This is a genomic window from Acinetobacter legionensis (assembly GCF_057165765.1).
The window spans coordinates 3,836,208-3,851,165 of the sequence record NZ_CM169896.1; the positions used below are offsets into that span (position 1 = coordinate 3,836,208).

At 38.4% G+C, this 14,958-nt stretch carries 18 protein-coding genes; 6 read left to right on the top strand and 12 right to left on the bottom strand.

Translation table 11 applies throughout. The annotated features are described in order from the left end of the window. Nucleotides 1-25 precede the first annotated feature (25 nt). The 3 genes from AC2G3J_RS17460 to AC2G3J_RS17470 all read right to left on the bottom strand — a co-directional run bounded on the left by AC2G3J_RS17460 (nucleotide 26) and on the right by AC2G3J_RS17470 (nucleotide 1,797). Nucleotides 26-394: an acyl-CoA thioesterase gene (locus AC2G3J_RS17460; protein WP_419327076.1), complete on the bottom strand. Its 369-nt coding sequence runs from the start codon at nucleotides 392-394 to the stop codon at nucleotides 26-28. 74 nt (nucleotides 395-468) lie between these two features. Continuing rightward, nucleotides 469-900 carry a thioredoxin TrxC gene (trxC, locus tag AC2G3J_RS17465; RefSeq protein ID WP_056516933.1) on the bottom strand — a complete coding sequence of 144 codons (432 nt, stop codon included), beginning with the start codon at nucleotides 898-900 and terminating at the stop codon, nucleotides 469-471. Beyond that, nucleotides 901-1,797 (bottom strand): alpha/beta hydrolase, encoded by an 897-nt coding sequence (locus tag AC2G3J_RS17470; protein ID WP_336952157.1) that lies wholly within the window; start codon nucleotides 1,795-1,797, stop codon nucleotides 901-903. A 126-nt stretch (nucleotides 1,798-1,923) separates the two neighbouring features. On the opposite strand from AC2G3J_RS17470, the gene AC2G3J_RS17475 reads away from it, so the two are divergent. Continuing rightward, nucleotides 1,924-2,262 (top strand): protein tyrosine phosphatase family protein, encoded by a 339-nt coding sequence (locus tag AC2G3J_RS17475; RefSeq protein WP_151956787.1) that lies wholly within the window; start codon nucleotides 1,924-1,926, stop codon nucleotides 2,260-2,262. Between the two features lie 252 nt (nucleotides 2,263-2,514). Continuing rightward, entirely contained in the window at nucleotides 2,515-3,036 is a 522-nt protein-coding gene (msrA, locus tag AC2G3J_RS17480) for a peptide-methionine (S)-S-oxide reductase MsrA (protein WP_419327067.1), read from the top strand. Nucleotides 3,037-3,468: 432 nt separating this feature from the next. Here the strand turns inward: msrA and AC2G3J_RS17485 are convergent, their stop codons facing one another. The 5 genes from AC2G3J_RS17485 to AC2G3J_RS17505 all read right to left on the bottom strand — a co-directional run bounded on the left by AC2G3J_RS17485 (nucleotide 3,469) and on the right by AC2G3J_RS17505 (nucleotide 7,214). Continuing rightward, nucleotides 3,469-3,873, bottom strand: coding sequence for an ExbD/TolR family protein (locus AC2G3J_RS17485; protein ID WP_004717995.1), 405 nt, complete (start codon nucleotides 3,871-3,873; stop codon nucleotides 3,469-3,471). Continuing rightward, complete coding sequence (locus AC2G3J_RS17490) at nucleotides 3,873-4,496, bottom strand: MotA/TolQ/ExbB proton channel family protein (protein ID WP_004818829.1); 624 nt, start codon at nucleotides 4,494-4,496, stop codon at nucleotides 3,873-3,875. Before AC2G3J_RS17490 ends, AC2G3J_RS17485 begins: the two co-directional genes overlap by 1 nt. Before the next feature lie 27 nt (nucleotides 4,497-4,523). Next, complete coding sequence (locus AC2G3J_RS17495) at nucleotides 4,524-5,351, bottom strand: energy transducer TonB family protein (RefSeq protein WP_336952160.1); 828 nt, start codon at nucleotides 5,349-5,351, stop codon at nucleotides 4,524-4,526. 219 nt (nucleotides 5,352-5,570) lie between these two features. Beyond that, nucleotides 5,571-6,437, bottom strand: a complete 867-nt coding sequence (purU, locus tag AC2G3J_RS17500; protein WP_336952161.1) for a formyltetrahydrofolate deformylase — start codon at nucleotides 6,435-6,437, stop codon at nucleotides 5,571-5,573. A gap of 84 nt (nucleotides 6,438-6,521) precedes the next feature. Beyond that, nucleotides 6,522-7,214: a TetR/AcrR family transcriptional regulator gene (locus AC2G3J_RS17505; protein ID WP_034611676.1), complete on the bottom strand. Its 693-nt coding sequence runs from the start codon at nucleotides 7,212-7,214 to the stop codon at nucleotides 6,522-6,524. A 111-nt stretch (nucleotides 7,215-7,325) separates the two neighbouring features. Here AC2G3J_RS17505 and AC2G3J_RS17510 point away from each other — a divergent pair, with 111 nt between their 5' ends. The 4 genes from AC2G3J_RS17510 (at nucleotide 7,326) to AC2G3J_RS17525 (ending at nucleotide 11,245) form a co-directional block, all read left to right on the top strand. Further along, nucleotides 7,326-8,774 (top strand): coniferyl aldehyde dehydrogenase, encoded by a 1,449-nt coding sequence (locus AC2G3J_RS17510; protein WP_483770374.1) that lies wholly within the window; start codon nucleotides 7,326-7,328, stop codon nucleotides 8,772-8,774. 165 nt (nucleotides 8,775-8,939) lie between these two features. After that, nucleotides 8,940-9,176, top strand: coding sequence for a 50S ribosomal protein L28 (gene rpmB / locus AC2G3J_RS17515; protein ID WP_000048256.1), 237 nt, complete (start codon nucleotides 8,940-8,942; stop codon nucleotides 9,174-9,176). A gap of 12 nt (nucleotides 9,177-9,188) precedes the next feature. After that, a complete protein-coding gene (gene rpmG, locus AC2G3J_RS17520) occupies nucleotides 9,189-9,344 on the top strand; it encodes a 50S ribosomal protein L33 (protein WP_003654787.1) in 156 nt (51 codons plus the stop codon). A gap of 182 nt (nucleotides 9,345-9,526) precedes the next feature. Beyond that, nucleotides 9,527-11,245, top strand: a complete 1,719-nt coding sequence (locus AC2G3J_RS17525) for a cation:proton antiporter (RefSeq protein ID WP_336952164.1) — start codon at nucleotides 9,527-9,529, stop codon at nucleotides 11,243-11,245. Between the two features lie 235 nt (nucleotides 11,246-11,480). Here AC2G3J_RS17525 and AC2G3J_RS17530 read toward each other — a convergent pair whose 3' ends face one another. The 4 genes from AC2G3J_RS17530 to AC2G3J_RS17545 all read right to left on the bottom strand — a co-directional run bounded on the left by AC2G3J_RS17530 (nucleotide 11,481) and on the right by AC2G3J_RS17545 (nucleotide 14,922). After that, complete coding sequence (locus AC2G3J_RS17530; RefSeq protein WP_336952165.1) at nucleotides 11,481-11,759, bottom strand: hypothetical protein; 279 nt, start codon at nucleotides 11,757-11,759, stop codon at nucleotides 11,481-11,483. 108 nt (nucleotides 11,760-11,867) lie between these two features. After that, entirely contained in the window at nucleotides 11,868-12,371 is a 504-nt protein-coding gene (locus AC2G3J_RS17535) for a DUF6586 family protein (RefSeq protein ID WP_004718012.1), read from the bottom strand. Nucleotides 12,372-12,592: 221 nt separating this feature from the next. Then, on the bottom strand, nucleotides 12,593-12,844 hold the full coding sequence (locus AC2G3J_RS17540) for an RNA recognition motif domain-containing protein (protein WP_336952167.1): 252 nt from the start codon (nucleotides 12,842-12,844) through the stop codon (nucleotides 12,593-12,595). Between the two features lie 86 nt (nucleotides 12,845-12,930). Beyond that, entirely contained in the window at nucleotides 12,931-14,922 is a 1,992-nt protein-coding gene (locus tag AC2G3J_RS17545) for an ATP-dependent helicase (protein ID WP_419358906.1), read from the bottom strand. Between the last annotated feature and the right edge of the window lie 36 nt (nucleotides 14,923-14,958).

Here is a 14,958-nt window from a genome sequence, read left to right on the forward strand (position 1 = left end):
TGTTGGGATTTTTTATATCGAGTATTTATGCACTTTGCGAAGCTAAATACTTCTGTTTTACATCTTCAGATATTTGACGTTTATTTCCCGCAACATCTACAGCGACAAAGGTAAATACACCAGCAGTCACTCGTTTGGCAGCACGAGAGCTGTCATGACTATCCCAAACTTCAATCTGCATTTGAATCGATGTATTACCGACCTTTAACAGCTTGGTATAACAGCTGATCACATCCCCCACTTTTACAGGAACAAGAAAAGTCATCTGATTAATCGAAATCGTTGCACAGCGCCCTTTACTAAAGCGTTCTGCATGAATTGCGCCAGCCAAATCCATTTGTGAAACAATCCAACCACCAAAAACGTCACCACTCCAGTTTGTATCTGCTGGCATTGCGATGGTTTGTAAAGACAGTGTACCTTCAGGTTTTACATGAGAATCTGACACAATAACTCCGAGCCCCTAAATTACTTATGGGCATTCAATTGTTGATCTAACCATTCTTGTAATTGGTTAGCACGTAACGCACCACTTATTCTAGCAACTTCCGTGGTTTTATTCATTAAAACCAAAGTTGGAATGCTGCGAATATTAAATGCACTACTTAAGCGTGGATTCGCTTCGGTATCAATTTTAGCAAAAACCACATGAGGGTTATTTTTTGCAACCTCAGCAAAATGTGGTGCCATCATTTTACAAGGACCACACCACTCGGCCCATAAGTCAATCATAATTGGCAAATCACTATGACTAACAAAATTACTGAAATTTTGTTCATTTAACTCAATAGGAGCAAGTGCAATCAAATTTTGATGACATTGACCACAAGTGGGTTGAGCATTTAATTTATCTTCGGGAACTCGGTTTTTTGCGCCACATGATGGACATACAATAATCATCTAGCTCACTCCAATATGTTGATGTAAAAACTCTAATTGGGTCAAAATTGATTTTTCCAACCATTTCCCATGATAAATATCAAAATGCGCCATATCCCATTCATGATATTGCACAAAAGGTGCAATATTTGTTGCAGTTTCTCGGCTAGATTCAATAGGGATAAAACTATCTTTTTTAGCCGCAATAAATAGCACAGGAATATTAATACTTCTAACGGTCTGAATGGGTCTAAAGCGAATTAAATTAAAAAATACACGTGCTGGAACTTCACCACTCCAAAAGTAGTCTGGATTTACAATTGACATATAGCCGTTATAACTATCTTTAGTCGGAATAAAGCATAAATCAAAGGGGTGCACCACAGGTAAAGTTCGTGGAAGTATCCCAACTTTTGCCCCCATATAATCTTGACTGGATATTTTTAATGCCTTGGGTAACTGTTGAATTGGAAATAATTTTGCAGTTTCTGCCCCATCCACATAAGGCACTTGCACCATAATGGCTTGGACACTTTTTAGCTCACTTGCAAGACTAAGTACATAGCCGCCACTCAAAGAAGTCCCCCAAAGCACTATTTTTTTTGGATTAATTTTCTTTTGTGTTGCGACATAACTCACCACGGTTTTCCAATCATCCAACTGATTTTGCAATGAAATGAGTTCACGAGGAAAGCCTGTACTTCCTCCCCAAAAACGATAATCAAACAGCACAACCGCGTAGCCTGCCTGTGCAATTTTTTGCGCATAGCTCACCAACTTAAATTGTCTTAAACATGCAAATCCATGAGCCATAATAATAACAGCAGGTTTTTTTAGATTTTTAGGTCGATAAAAATCTGCCGCTATGACTTCTTGTCCAATGGGGATATATAGTGGTTCAACTGTATATGCGTACATACACACTCCATTGCGTTATCTTTTATAGATATTTCTTTTATAAATCTTTTATCGTTCAAACTCAGTTCTGAGCTTAATGCTATTATATATAGCATATTGGATTTTAAATCATATAGGAGTGACGAAATGAGTGAAAATGTTGGTTTTGCTGGTCAAATTGGTCCAGAACATATTGCTCAAGTGGCAGAAAAAGGCTTTAAGTCTGTAATGAATAATCGTCCTGATTTGGAAGGCGGAACTGAACAGCCCACAAGTGCTCAAATTGAAGAAGCTGCACGTGCAGCAGGTTTGGACTATGTATTTCTACCTGTCGTTGCTGGTCAAATCACAGAAGTTGATGTCAGAAGCTTTGCTAACCGCTTTAACGAGCTTCCAAAACCAGTACTTATGTTTTGTCGTACAGGGAATCGTTCAAATAATCTCTATCAAATTGCAAAACAAATGGATTTATTAGACGACGAATAAATTATCATGAGTAAAAGGCATTCTATTGAATGTCTTTTGATTCGACTTAAATATAAAAGTTTAAGTTGTTAACAGCAATTTAAGTAGATTGCTCTTTTAAAATTTTGCAACAATTTAAACAGATCTCTTTAGTGAATCAAACAGGTATTGTACCTATGCTTAAATGGTTATATGACAAACTAAGCAAGTTCACGATATGATCTTTAGTATCGTTTCATCTTTTCTATAATTTAAAAATAAAGGGATCTTCACATGCAACAGGCTCTATTTGGTGGTGGCTGCTTTTGGTGTACCGAAGCCGTATTTTTACAGCTCAAAGGTGTCAATCACGTAGTCAGTGGTTATGCTGGCGGGCATACTCCCAATCCAACTTATGAAGCAATTTGTAATGGGGATACCAATCATGCTGAAGTGATTTTGATTGAATTTGATGAACAGCAAATCAGTTATCAGCAATTACTCACGGTTTTTTTTGCAATTCATGATCCAACCACATTAAATCGCCAAGGTAATGATATTGGAACACAATATCGTTCGGTGATTTATTACTTTAATGAACAGCAAAAACTTGAATCGGAGCAATTTATTGAACAGCTCAAAGCAGATGGCTTAAATATTGTGACTGAACTCAGTTCAGCACCCGCCTTCCATCCTGCCGAAGAATACCATCAAAACTTCTTTGCCCGTAATCCTGCACAAGGTTATTGTAATTTTGCCATTCCGCCAAAATTACTCAAACTCCATAGCCAGTTTCAAGACTTACTCAAAGATTAAGTATTTTAAATACTCAAACTATTAGACTTCTTGTCAAACTAAGTTTTTGAATAATTTCTAGGAGTGCTTAAGCTTTATCAAGCATGAAACTTTTACTATTGCAGAAAGATAAATCTCTAAAGATCAAATTTATAATGCCTTGCTTTACATTTATAGTTTAAATCACTTTTCGTAGTGGGATGGCAAACCTTGCATTGCAAACAAAGCAATACTTTGTTTTTGCTCATGTTGGATAGGGTACGTCTGTACCCTCCTCTAACTTAGCGACATTTATGTCGCCTCACGATAGAAATACCATCTATGTTTTATCAAAATTTAAATGCATATCAATTTTTAATGCTCAATTTTTGGTTCACACAAAAGTCTGTTTTTAAATCAACATAAAAAAAACCTCCTTAAAAGGAGGTTTTAAAATATTTGTAATTATTCAAATTAATTATCACTCATAAATGCAAGATCATTTAATCCTGCTTCACTTGCACGAGACATCACTTGTGCAACGGTATCATAGCGAGATTCTTTATCCGCTCTTAACTGAACAGCTGGTTTTACTGGCTTTTGACCTTCTTCATCAAATCGTTTAGCCAATTCATCTAAAGTGATGACTTTATCATTCCAAGCCACATCACCATTCTGATTGATACTGATGGTAATTGCTTCAGGTGGAGGCGCAATCACTTCAGCTGTGGTCTTTGGTAAAGTTAATGGTATCGATGGGTTAGCAACGGTGGCTGTCACCAAGAAGATGATCATCAATACCAACATAATATCGATCAGCGGAATGAGATTCATCTCATTCATGCCAGAATCGTTGTCTTCTCCCAATTGAAAAGCCATTAAGCTTGACCTCCAACTAAACCTTTATTTGTAGATTCAGATTCAACTTTTTGCGTTGAAGAATCTTGTTGTAACATCGTATCAATTAACAAACCATGTGCTTGATCTTGCAACTCATTTGACAATGTCCGATTAAAACGTACGCAAATGTTATATGCCAATACTGCTGGAATCGCAACAGCAAGACCTAAACCCGTCATGATCAGTGCTTCACCAACTGGTGTTGCAACTTGAGCTAAACCGGCTTGACCACTTTTACCTACAGCAACAAGCGCATGGAAGATTCCCCATACTGTACCAAACAAACCTACAAATGGTGCAAGTGAAGCAATCGTTCCTAAAACTGAAACACCTTTTTCTGCATTGGCTTTTTCAGCTGAAATTTGACGTAGTAACGCTTGTTCTGCAACTGCTTTACGTTGATCAAAGCTTAATGGCGCAAGCTTGGCTTTTAAGGCTTTTAAAGCCTGAGCAAGGTGATCCTGAGCAACCTGCTTGAGTTGACGCGTGCCTAGAATACGCAAAATGAACACAGTCCACGTTGCAATAGACATTGCCAATAAAACAAAATACAGTGTCTTACTGACCGCATCAGCATGTTGCCAATAAACTGAAAAGTTCATATGCACATTTCCTAATTCTTAAAAAAATTATTTACCTTTAGAGACCGACAACGCAAAATCTTGCCTAATTTTAAACGGCACACCCGCACCATTTTCTTTATAAGCTTTAAATTTTGCAGATTGAGTCTGCTTAACAACATAACTATCTAAACTTGAATTACCGCTGGATTGAAGAATACGAACATTGGTAATATTTCCGCCCGCATCCGCAGTAATTTCTAGATTTACAACCTTGGTTCCATCTTCTGGAGACATCAGTTTAAGTAATTGCTCTTTTGCGATACGTGGACTACGACTCCAAGACACCTGACCTTCGTTTACATTACGCGGCGTGTTTCTTTGCTCTTGATCACGACGTTGGCGATCGCGCTCATCTTGTTCACGTTTTTGACGGTCACGTTCATCTTGTTCACGTTTCTGCTGTTCCGCACGCTTTTGATCATCTAGACGTTTTTGCTCATCTTGACGTGCCTTATCCTGCTTCTGTTGCTCTTCTAAACGCTTTTGTTCTTCAAGCTTTCTTGCCCGATCATCATTTTCTACAGGTTTTTTCTGCTCAATGATTTTTGGCTTAACCACTGGTTTAGGCTCAACTTTCTTCTCTATAGGTTTTGGTTGAACTTTAGGTTTGATGGGTTCAGATGGAGGAGGTGGCGGCGGTGGAACATCTTCTTTTAACTTTAAAAACTTGATTTTTAAAGGTTCTTTCTTTATTTGAGGCAGTTCAAATGGTTTCATATGACTTACCCCCCACAACACACCTGCGTGCCCGACAACAACTGCTAATACTGCAGCAAGGACTTTTTTCTTCATCGGTGGTGGCGTTTGAAGTGGTGCAATGGAAGACTGACTCATAAGAATCTAAATACCTAAAATTGAGCAAACTACAAAAATATGATTTTATAGATTAAGCTCATCGGATAGAACAATTAAAGTGCAACAATGATAAATGAGAAGTGTTTTCATTTGCAACTGGTTTTTCAATATTTTTAATCGATTTTACAAATTAAAAATAAAAAAAGGATGCATAAAGCATCCTTGTTTTACGACTCATATTAAATGTATATTCATATGCTACTGAAAAACAACAGTCTTATTACCATCGACAATAATACGGTCTTCTAGATGCCATTTTACCGCTCTAGCAAGTACATTACGTTCAACGTCTTGGCCTAATTCACGCAGTTGATCCACAGTAAAATCATGGTTTACTCGCTCTACATCTTGCTCAATGATTGGACCTTGATCCAGATCTGCAGTCACATAATGCGCTGTTGCCCCAATCAATTTAACGCCTTTTTCATACGCCTGTTTATATGGATTTGCCCCCACAAAAGCAGGTAAAAATGAGTGATGAATATTGATCACTTTCATTTCCCATTTTTGTACAAACTCTTCATCAAGAATTTGCATATAACGTGCGAGAACTAATAAATCATTGCCTTGCATCAACTCATCGATCTTTGTATAGGCTTCACGTTTATTTTCTTTATTAACAGGAACCACATAAAAAGGAATACCAAAGTTTTCTACAGATTCACGTAAGTCTTCATGGTTTGAAACCACTTGGGTAATTTCACAAGGTAAGCCACCTCGAGAATGACGCCATAACAACTCAAGCAAAGCATGGTCAACTTTAGACACCAAAATACCGACTTTTTTAATGTCACTGACCAAAGCCAAACGCCAATGCATACTATAACGTTCAGCCACATTGCTTGCGAAAGTTTGAATGAGACTCTCTCGACGAGATTGCAAATGATCGAGTTCGAACTCAACACGCATAAAATAACGCCCGCCTTGAGCTTCAGTTGCGTATTGATCAAGCGCAGTAATGTTCGCGCCCTGATGATACAAAAAGCTCGATACAGCTTGCACGATTCCTGGCTTGTCTTCACAAGTAATCAGTAGACGCGCTGTGTTGGCAGTAGTCATGTTCATGTTGATGGATATCACTTATAAGTTAATTTAAAAACAGCCAAATATTTTAACGCTTTTTCATCAGCTTTCAATCTTGATTCAGCCTCAATCACGTTTTACAGCAGATAAACTGGCAAATAATTCCGAAGAACCGAAGCTTTCTAGCAAGCGTTCATAGGTTTCACGACTTTCGCCACGTAAATAAGGGCCTTCCAAAAACACCATCTGGCGCAATGCTTGCCAAATCCATTTTTCATCTAAATGGTTCGAATCACTTAAATGCCCAGACATATAAAGAAAATTTGTCCAGTTGGTCAGCACGATCCAAATATTGATGATGAGTGCTTCAATTTCAGAAGGTGTCATCTGCATAAGTCCCGCCTCAACAAAGGCATGATAAATTTTTTGCCCTTGTTGCATCACCTTGCCAGCGAAGCGAGGGTAAATTTTTCTAAAGTCATCATTATTTTCAATTAAATGATAAACATCACGATGTAGAAAGCGATATTCCCATAGCTGGCTGCTTAAAACTTGGAAATAACGGATTTTATCATTCGCATTGACTCCACGGTCATCGGGTAATGACAGCATATCTAAAGTTTCTTTTTGGTATTGTTCCATCAATTCTTTGATGATTTCTTGTTTGTTTCGAAAATGATAATACAAATTTCCAGGACTGATCCCAAGCTCTGCTGCAATATGATTTGTTGTAACTGCACGTTCGCCGCGCTCATTAAAAAGTTGCAGACTAATCTGCAAAATTCGGTCTTTCGTTTTCAAAGTTTTGGAGCTCGACATCCTATTACCATTTTTAACCGTTAGCACAAGCTAACATAAAGTGACTTGACTATTTAGAGTATTTACTCTAAAAATTATATTATATTAACCTATTCGTAAATGGTGTTTGTCATGAACAGTCATACAAAAACAAATTCAATGACTTCTTACTCACCTGAAGTTCAACGTATGCATGACATTCTTGAACAACAGAAAGTCGCTTATCAACGCTATCCTGTTCCTACAGCAAAGGAACGTATTGAACGTTTAGCTCGCTTAAAGAAAGTTCTCGTAAAATACCAAGATCAATTTGCAGAAGCAATCAATCAAGACTATGGGAATCGTTCGATCAGCGAAACTAAAATTGGTGAACTACTCACATGTTTAGAACAAATTAAATATTATAGCAAGCATTTAACAGCATGGATGAAACCATCTAAGCGCCATGTGTCTATCTTACACCAACCAGCCAAAGCTTGGGTGCAATATCAGCCTTTAGGTGTGATTGGAATTATTGCACCATGGAACTATCCATTGTTACTTTCTGTTGGTCCACTGATTTGTGCATTGGCTGCAGGAAATCACGCAATACTCAAAATTTCAAGTTCATCTTCTAATTTTGGCTTCGTACTTGAAAATGCACTCTCAGAAGCTTTTCCACAAGAATTGGTTGCCGTGGTGAATGGTGGTGGTCAAATTTCAGATGCATTTTCACATTTAGCATTCGATAAAATCATTTTTACTGGCTCTACCAATGTCGGTAAAACCGTCATGTCTGCTGCTGCCGAAAATCTAGTGCCTGTTATTCTTGAGCTTGGTGGTAAATCACCTGTAATCGTACATCCTTCAAGCGATCTCAATCTGGTCGCTGAACGTATTGCTTTTGGTAAATTATGGAACTCTGGTCAAACCTGTGTAGCACCAGACTATATGTTCCTCCCTAGAGGAAAAACTACCGAGTTTATTGAAAGCTTTAAACAAGTTGCAACATCAATGTATCCAACGATTCGTGACAATCAAGATTATACTAGTATTATCAACGATAAGCAGTATAACCGTGTTCAAGGTTATTTAGAGGATGCACGACAGCAAGGTGCTGAGCTGATTGAAATCAATCCTCAAAATGAAGAATTAGCAAGTGTACGTAAAATTGCGCCCACATTCTTAACAAGCGTCCTACCAACAATGGACATTATGAAGAATGAAATCTTTGGCCCAGTTCTTCCTATTATGGAATATGATCAAATTGACGATGTGATTGACTTTATTAATGGCAGACCGCGTCCACTTGCTTTATACTACTTCGACTTTGACAATGCCCGCGCAGAATACGTTTCCCAACGTACCCATTCTGGGCATTTCGGTCAAAATTCCGTAGTTACCCATGTTGCACAAGACGATTTACCATTTGGTGGCGTTGGCGCATCTGGTATGGGCAAATATCATGGCCCAGAAGGTTTCTTTGGTTTATCACATGAGCGTTCGGTAATGTCTATTCCTAAGCTATTTAGCTTAAAATTCATATTAGCGCCTTATGACAAAGCCCTAAATAAGATTTTAGAGAAAACTTTCTTACGTTAACTGATCAAGGCATGATCTATCAAATTGGATCATGTTGCGTTTTGACGAATTCCGCTTGTCTTTTAAGCGGAATTTTGGTATAAAACGCCCCTTGAATGAATTCAATCCGTTTTATTTTGACTGGCCATACAGATTTGCTGTTGGCTAAATCAATGGAGTTACACCATGTCTAAGGTTTGCCAAGTTACCGGCAAGCGTCCAGTCGTTGGTAACAACGTCTCACACGCCAACAACAAAACTAAACGCCGGTTCGAGCCGAACCTGCATCACCACCGTTTCTGGTTAGAAAGCGAAAAACGTTTCGTACGTCTTCGTTTAACCACTAAAGGTATGCGTATTATCGACAAATTGGGCATTGAAAAGGTTGTTGCTGACCTTCGTGCTCAAGGTCAAAAGATCTAAGGAGTCTGAACCATGCGTGATAAAATTCGCTTAGTTTCTACTGCTGGTACAGGTTATTTCTATACCACTACTAAGAACAAACGTACTATGCCGGAAAAAATGGAAATCAAAAAATTTGATCCAAAAATCCGTCAACACGTAATCTTCAAAGAAGCTAAAATTAAATAATTTTAGTTTTCTTAAAAAATACGATCCATTTGGATCGTTTTTTTTGCCTTTTTTTTCTTCGACTTGTTAAACTCTTTAACGAATTTGGCACTGATTGTGCATTTTATATGGCTTTATACAAAGTCATTACCTTAAGAAATGATTTTTTGAATGATTTCTCCTGAAGATTTAAGGAGTATTTAGTGCCTCATGATGTAGATCTGATTATTTTACTTGCAGTTGGTTTTGGTATAGCACTGATTTTTGGCTATATCGCTGCACGATTACGCCTACCACCTTTGATTGGTTATTTAATTGCGGGAATTATCATCAGCCCCAATACCCCAGGTGTTGTTGCAGATATCGCGCTGGCCAATCAGCTTGCTGAATTAGGTGTCATGTTCTTAATGTTCGGTGTTGGGATGCATTTTTCACTGAATGATTTAATGCAAGTCCGAAAAATTGCCCTTCCTGGTGCGATTTTACAAATTGCAGTTGCCACATTACTCGGTATGGCTGTTTCCATTTTTTGGGGTTGGAGCTTTGGCTCTGCGCTGGTCTTTGGCTTAAGTTTATCTTGTGCAAGTACTGTGGTTTTACTCAAAGCATTAGGCGACAAAGGACTACTTAACTCTGTAAATGGTAAAATTGCCGTTGGTTGGTTGTTGGTCGAAGATCTGGTCATGGTTTTAGTCCTCGTTCTACTGCCTGCAACAGCAGTACTTTTAGGCGGACACACCATTGCAGGGCATGAATCTGATCAAAATATTTGGTTAACACTCGGTATTACCCTATTAAAAGTGACAGGTTTTATTGCATTTATGCTGATTATTGGGAAACGACTTGTCCCAATGATTATGCAATATGTGGCACGTTTAGGCTCTAGAGAGCTTTTTACATTAACTGTGGTCGCAGCAGCAGTATCCATCGCATATGGCTCATACGCAATCTTCGGTGTTTCTATGGCACTTGGAGCATTCTTTGCCGGGATGGTGGTTAAGGAATCAGATTTTAGCCATCGTGCAGAAGAGGAAACCTTACCTTTACGAGAAATTTTTTCGATCCTATTTTTCGTTTCTGTCGGAATGTTATTTGATCCGCGTATCCTTGTGGAACAGCCTCTGCATATTTTAGCGGTCATCGCCATTATTATGATTGGTAAGACGTTAGCTGCAATGGCATTGGTATTATTTTTCCGTTATCCCATCAACACAGCATTAACAGTGGGTGCCAGTCTGGCACAAATTGGTGAGTTTTCCTTTATTCTCGCAACTTTAGGCTTATCGCTGGGATTGCTTAGTCCTGAAGCACAAAACTTAATCTTAGCGGGTGCTTTATTTTCCATCACGCTCAATTCATTCCTATTTTCTGCGATTGAACCAGTACAAAACTGGATCCGTGAGCGTTCGCATTTAGCACGCTTACTTGAACGTAGTGGTGACCCATTGGCGATGCTTCCAGATGAAGTCGATCAAGCGTATTTACGCGATCAAGTGGTGATTGTTGGTCATGGTGAAGTCGGACGTCGTATAACCAAAACATTGATGGATGATGGCATCAAAGTGGTTATCGCTGAAGAGAACCGCGAGATTGTAGAGAATTTGCGTGAAAAAGGCATTGCTGCGGTTTCTGGTCGAGCAACTGAACCCAGTGTATTGATTCAAGCCCATATCCAACATGCACGACTATTGGTGATTTCACCGATGGATATTGTAGATATTCATAAAATTGTCGATACGGCCAAGCTACTTAATCCAGAAATTCAAGTGTTAGTCTGTGCTGAAAATAAAGAAGAAGCTGAAGTGATCCGTAAAGACAATGTTGGTGAAGTGTATTATGCAAAAGAAGAAATGGCGAAAAACATGAGTAATCATATTTTAAACCAAATCCAAATTGCTCATCATCATGAACCCACACATTGAAATAGGGCTATCGTCAAAACTCACTTAAAGCAACTGAACATTTATTTGTGAAAGTTTGCTTATTCGTGGTGTTTACCTCCAATAGTGGCATGAATGCCACTATTGGACAAAGATATAGCTTTTATAATTTGATATCTTCTTTTGATATCCTCTATGAATATCATGCTATTGACATACAAAGAAAAACGCACTCGAAAGTGCGTTTATTGTATTTATTCTAGAATAAATGAAATCACTAGCTCATAAATTTTGGTTGTTCATCTACAACTTCAGCGTGCCATTCATCTGCCTGTTTTTCAAGTAACGCAAATAATGCAGCTTGAATCATCTGTTGCGCAATCGCTGGCGTTTGATCACCCAGTAGTGCTTTCACTTCTTCATTAAATTGAATAGTGACCAATGGCTCTTTTTCAGAACCTGCATTACGCAGTGCCAGCTCCCCACCTTCGAGCTGTACCAACTCCAAAATAGCTTCCTGATTTCCAAATAACTCTTTTAACTGTTCGATAGACATAAATCCTCCATGCTCAACATGGGGCAAGGTGCTGAATGCACTTTGCATCTTGTAGATATTTTATATAGTCATTTAAAACAAAATTTCAAGTATATCTGATCAAAAAGATCAGAATTCAACCATTTCATTACGAAAACCATCAATAAGCTGCGATAAATCTCGGTGCCACTCTCTTAGAATCTTTGTATCAGGCAACCAAGCTTGTGGTGTTTGAGTCACTTTGATAATTAAGTTTGATGATGTTTCATCTTCTGGTTCTGGTGCACTTGGCTCAGGTGCATACTGACAAAGTCGATATGCTCTTTTGAGTTCGGCAATAAATCCTTCTTTGGCTAATTTTTGCATCACTAAAACTTCTGGTGATACTTGTCCTTTAGCCGCCATATTTTCTTCGATTGACTTTAAGGTTGGGGAAAAATCATTTAAACGGTAATAACGTACCAACTCTTGCAGAAAGGCTAAAACCGCACCATGTAAATGAAATACTGCTGCTTCACGATGTGCTTGAGCTTGTTGAACATTTTCAGTTTGTTCTCCTTGCATACATGCAAGACGAGCAAAGTAAAGTTTTTGATTGGTACGGTCTGCATGAAAGCGAGCTACACGTGACATGGAAGTTCCCTAAGATTTTGGCATTCTTTACAGTCTTAGCTTAATCTTTATTGAACAAAAATCACAATGAATTTTATCCATGTTGTATGTCAATAAAATAGATAGCGCTCGTTTTTACAAAAATATCAGTTTAAGTTTTTATTTTTATCATGATTTGGCGAGATCATTTAAATACTAAAATAAAAAAAGGAGCAATAAATGCTCCTTAGAATATCTGCCAATTATGCTTCTGGCTTATCTTCCGCTGCTTTTACACGAATTCCATGACCATGTAAGCGCAAAGTATTCAAAGCTTTAATCGCTTTGACTGCTTCTCTACCATGTGGCATTTCAACAAAAGCAAAACCTTTCGATTTTCCTGTTGCCGTATCAAGCACTAAAGTACAAGTATCTACTGTACCATATTGCTTAAATAACTCTAACAATTCAGCTTCAGTTACAGTACGTTCTAAATTACGAACTAAAATTTTCATCTCACAACCTTAAAATATAAACGAGGCAAAAAACATCAAAAAGCACTCGCCTACCTACTTTTTGAATGAAAAACGATTGCTATAGTTTAATCTAGATCTATACCAAAATCTAAATTAATCGCCCGACGTTCGATTAAGGCACTTTTTACAGTTTGCTCTCGCTGTCTGTAGTGGGTTTCTGTAGTACATAAATTTCGAGTTAAGTCATTGAGAAAATAACTTTCAATCTTACGACCTTGTTCATCCGTTTGCGTATGGGCCCAAAAACTTAAATTTTGTTTGGTTAAAATAAGTTCATTTTGGGCGCGTGTTAAAGCCACATAAAGCACACGACGCTCTTCCTCAACTTCATCGAAATTTCCTTGAGCACGTGCATTAGGATATTGCCCCGCAGAGACATTTGCCACATAGCAAACCTTTTGTTCTGTACCTTTCGCAGAATGGATCGTAATTAAAGTCACCACATCATCTTGCGACTGACGTTCAATTTCACTGATTGAAACAGGATCAAGCACATATTCTTCTAAGAACTCGCTCAGTTGGGTATGTTTAGATGCCAATTGCTTAACCAAATCAAAATCACCCACCCGTTTATGCCAATCTTTTTTGGCATAATTTTCTTCAAGTTGATTGAGAATAGCCTCTACACCGAGTTTTACACAGGCTTCAACTTCAGTTTTCAATACACTCATTTGCTTCATAATCAGCAATGTATTGTCAGGAATGCGTCCAAACTTTTCTAATTTTTCTGTGATTTTCTCAATATCTGCATCAAGTAACAGTTGTTGCGCCAGCTTACTCGCACCGACATCGCCCACGCCATTCCACAAGGTTAAAAACCGCATCCATGCAATATCATCCAATGGATTGGCAATAACACGCAATAAGCTCAGTAAGTCTTTAACATGCGCTGTTTCAAGTAACTTCATCCCACCAATAAATCGGTAAGGAACATTGGCTTGGATAAAAGCAGCCTCAATATGTCTTGCCGCAAAGGCTGAGCGCACCAACACCATGTGGTCATGCCAAGCTGAACCTTCTAATAAATGTCGCTCTTTGATGTCGATCGCGATCCATTTTGCTTCATCAAACTCGTTTGGAAAAACATGCATTCGCGGTTTAATGCCTTCACCACGATAAGCTTCAAGTTTTTTATCGTAATGAATATCGCTTTGATCAAGCAACCAGTTTGAAAAATCTAAAATTTCTTGAGTAGAGCGATAATTTTTTTCTAATTTAAAAATCTCTGCATCTGGTACACGTTCTTTAAAATGGTGGATATTTTCAAAATCCGCACCACGAAAACCATAAATTGACTGTGCATCATCCCCCACACAGAACAATGATGTTTTGTCTTTTAATGGTTCAAGAATCGCCCATTGCAAAGGATTGGTATCCTGCATTTCATCAACTAGCATGTACTGACATAAGCCCGCGACATAATCTGCTAAGCCATCCGACTGAGCCAAAGCAGAAGCAACCACGGCGAGAATATCGTCGTAATCTAGAAAACTACGTGCCCGCTTTCGGGTTTCGTACTCTTTCATGATTTCAGCAATTTGGTCTTTATCATCTAAAAACTCAGGCAATTGCTTTTCTAAAGCCAAACTTAGTTTTTGTCGGGTATTACGCGCAAAGGAATATAAATCACAAAGCTGTTGTGGTTTGGGTAAAGCGTTGGGATTCTTTTTATCGTCTTTTCCACGAATCAAACGAAACAGCATCAATTGATCATCACGATCTATAATCGAAAATTGATCTAATCCAAAAGCTTTTGGCACGCGTCTGAGTAAATACATGCAGAAGGTATGAAATGTAGATGCTCGTAACCCTTTGGCCTGATCACCTAAAGCAAGTTCTACTCGCGCCACAATCTCGCTGGCAGAACGGCGGGTAAATGTCAGAATTTGGATTTGATTGGCAGGAATGCCCTGATCAATGAGATATGCAGCTCGTGCCACAATGGTTTTGGTTTTGCCACAACCTGCCCCAGCAAGAACTAGACTATGTTTTTTTTCAGTCGTAGCAGCTTGTTTTTGTTGAGGGTTTAATTCATTAATCAGGTTGGCTAAACTCATTTTCACTCATCATTTTATGGATGGCTGCTAGTTTAG

Bases quoted from the DNA above. Each gene is read 5' to 3' on its own strand.
- AC2G3J_RS17460 (WP_419327076.1), bottom strand. From the start codon at position 394: ATGCCAGCAGATACAAACTGGAGTGGTGACGTTTTTGGTGGTTGGATT.
- trxC (WP_056516933.1), bottom strand. From the start codon at position 900: ATGATTATTGTATGTCCATCATGTGGCGCAAAAAACCGAGTTCCCGAA.
- AC2G3J_RS17470 (WP_336952157.1), bottom strand. From the start codon at position 1,797: ATGTACGCATATACAGTTGAACCACTATATATCCCCATTGGACAAGAA.
- AC2G3J_RS17475 (WP_151956787.1), top strand. From the start codon at position 1,924: ATGAGTGAAAATGTTGGTTTTGCTGGTCAAATTGGTCCAGAACATATT.
- msrA (WP_419327067.1), top strand. From the start codon at position 2,515: ATGCAACAGGCTCTATTTGGTGGTGGCTGCTTTTGGTGTACCGAAGCC.
- AC2G3J_RS17485 (WP_004717995.1), bottom strand. From the start codon at position 3,873: ATGGCTTTTCAATTGGGAGAAGACAACGATTCTGGCATGAATGAGATG.
- AC2G3J_RS17490 (WP_004818829.1), bottom strand. From the start codon at position 4,496: ATGAACTTTTCAGTTTATTGGCAACATGCTGATGCGGTCAGTAAGACA.
- AC2G3J_RS17495 (WP_336952160.1), bottom strand. From the start codon at position 5,351: ATGAGTCAGTCTTCCATTGCACCACTTCAAACGCCACCACCGATGAAG.
- purU (WP_336952161.1), bottom strand. From the start codon at position 6,437: ATGAACATGACTACTGCCAACACAGCGCGTCTACTGATTACTTGTGAA.
- AC2G3J_RS17505 (WP_034611676.1), bottom strand. From the start codon at position 7,214: ATGTCGAGCTCCAAAACTTTGAAAACGAAAGACCGAATTTTGCAGATT.
- AC2G3J_RS17510 (WP_483770374.1), top strand. From the start codon at position 7,326: ATGAACAGTCATACAAAAACAAATTCAATGACTTCTTACTCACCTGAA.
- rpmB (WP_000048256.1), top strand. From the start codon at position 8,940: ATGTCTAAGGTTTGCCAAGTTACCGGCAAGCGTCCAGTCGTTGGTAAC.
- rpmG (WP_003654787.1), top strand. From the start codon at position 9,189: ATGCGTGATAAAATTCGCTTAGTTTCTACTGCTGGTACAGGTTATTTC.
- AC2G3J_RS17530 (WP_336952165.1), bottom strand. From the start codon at position 11,759: ATGTCTATCGAACAGTTAAAAGAGTTATTTGGAAATCAGGAAGCTATT.
- AC2G3J_RS17535 (WP_004718012.1), bottom strand. From the start codon at position 12,371: ATGTCACGTGTAGCTCGCTTTCATGCAGACCGTACCAATCAAAAACTT.
- AC2G3J_RS17540 (WP_336952167.1), bottom strand. From the start codon at position 12,844: ATGAAAATTTTAGTTCGTAATTTAGAACGTACTGTAACTGAAGCTGAA.
- AC2G3J_RS17545 (WP_419358906.1), bottom strand. From the start codon at position 14,922: ATGAGTTTAGCCAACCTGATTAATGAATTAAACCCTCAACAAAAACAA.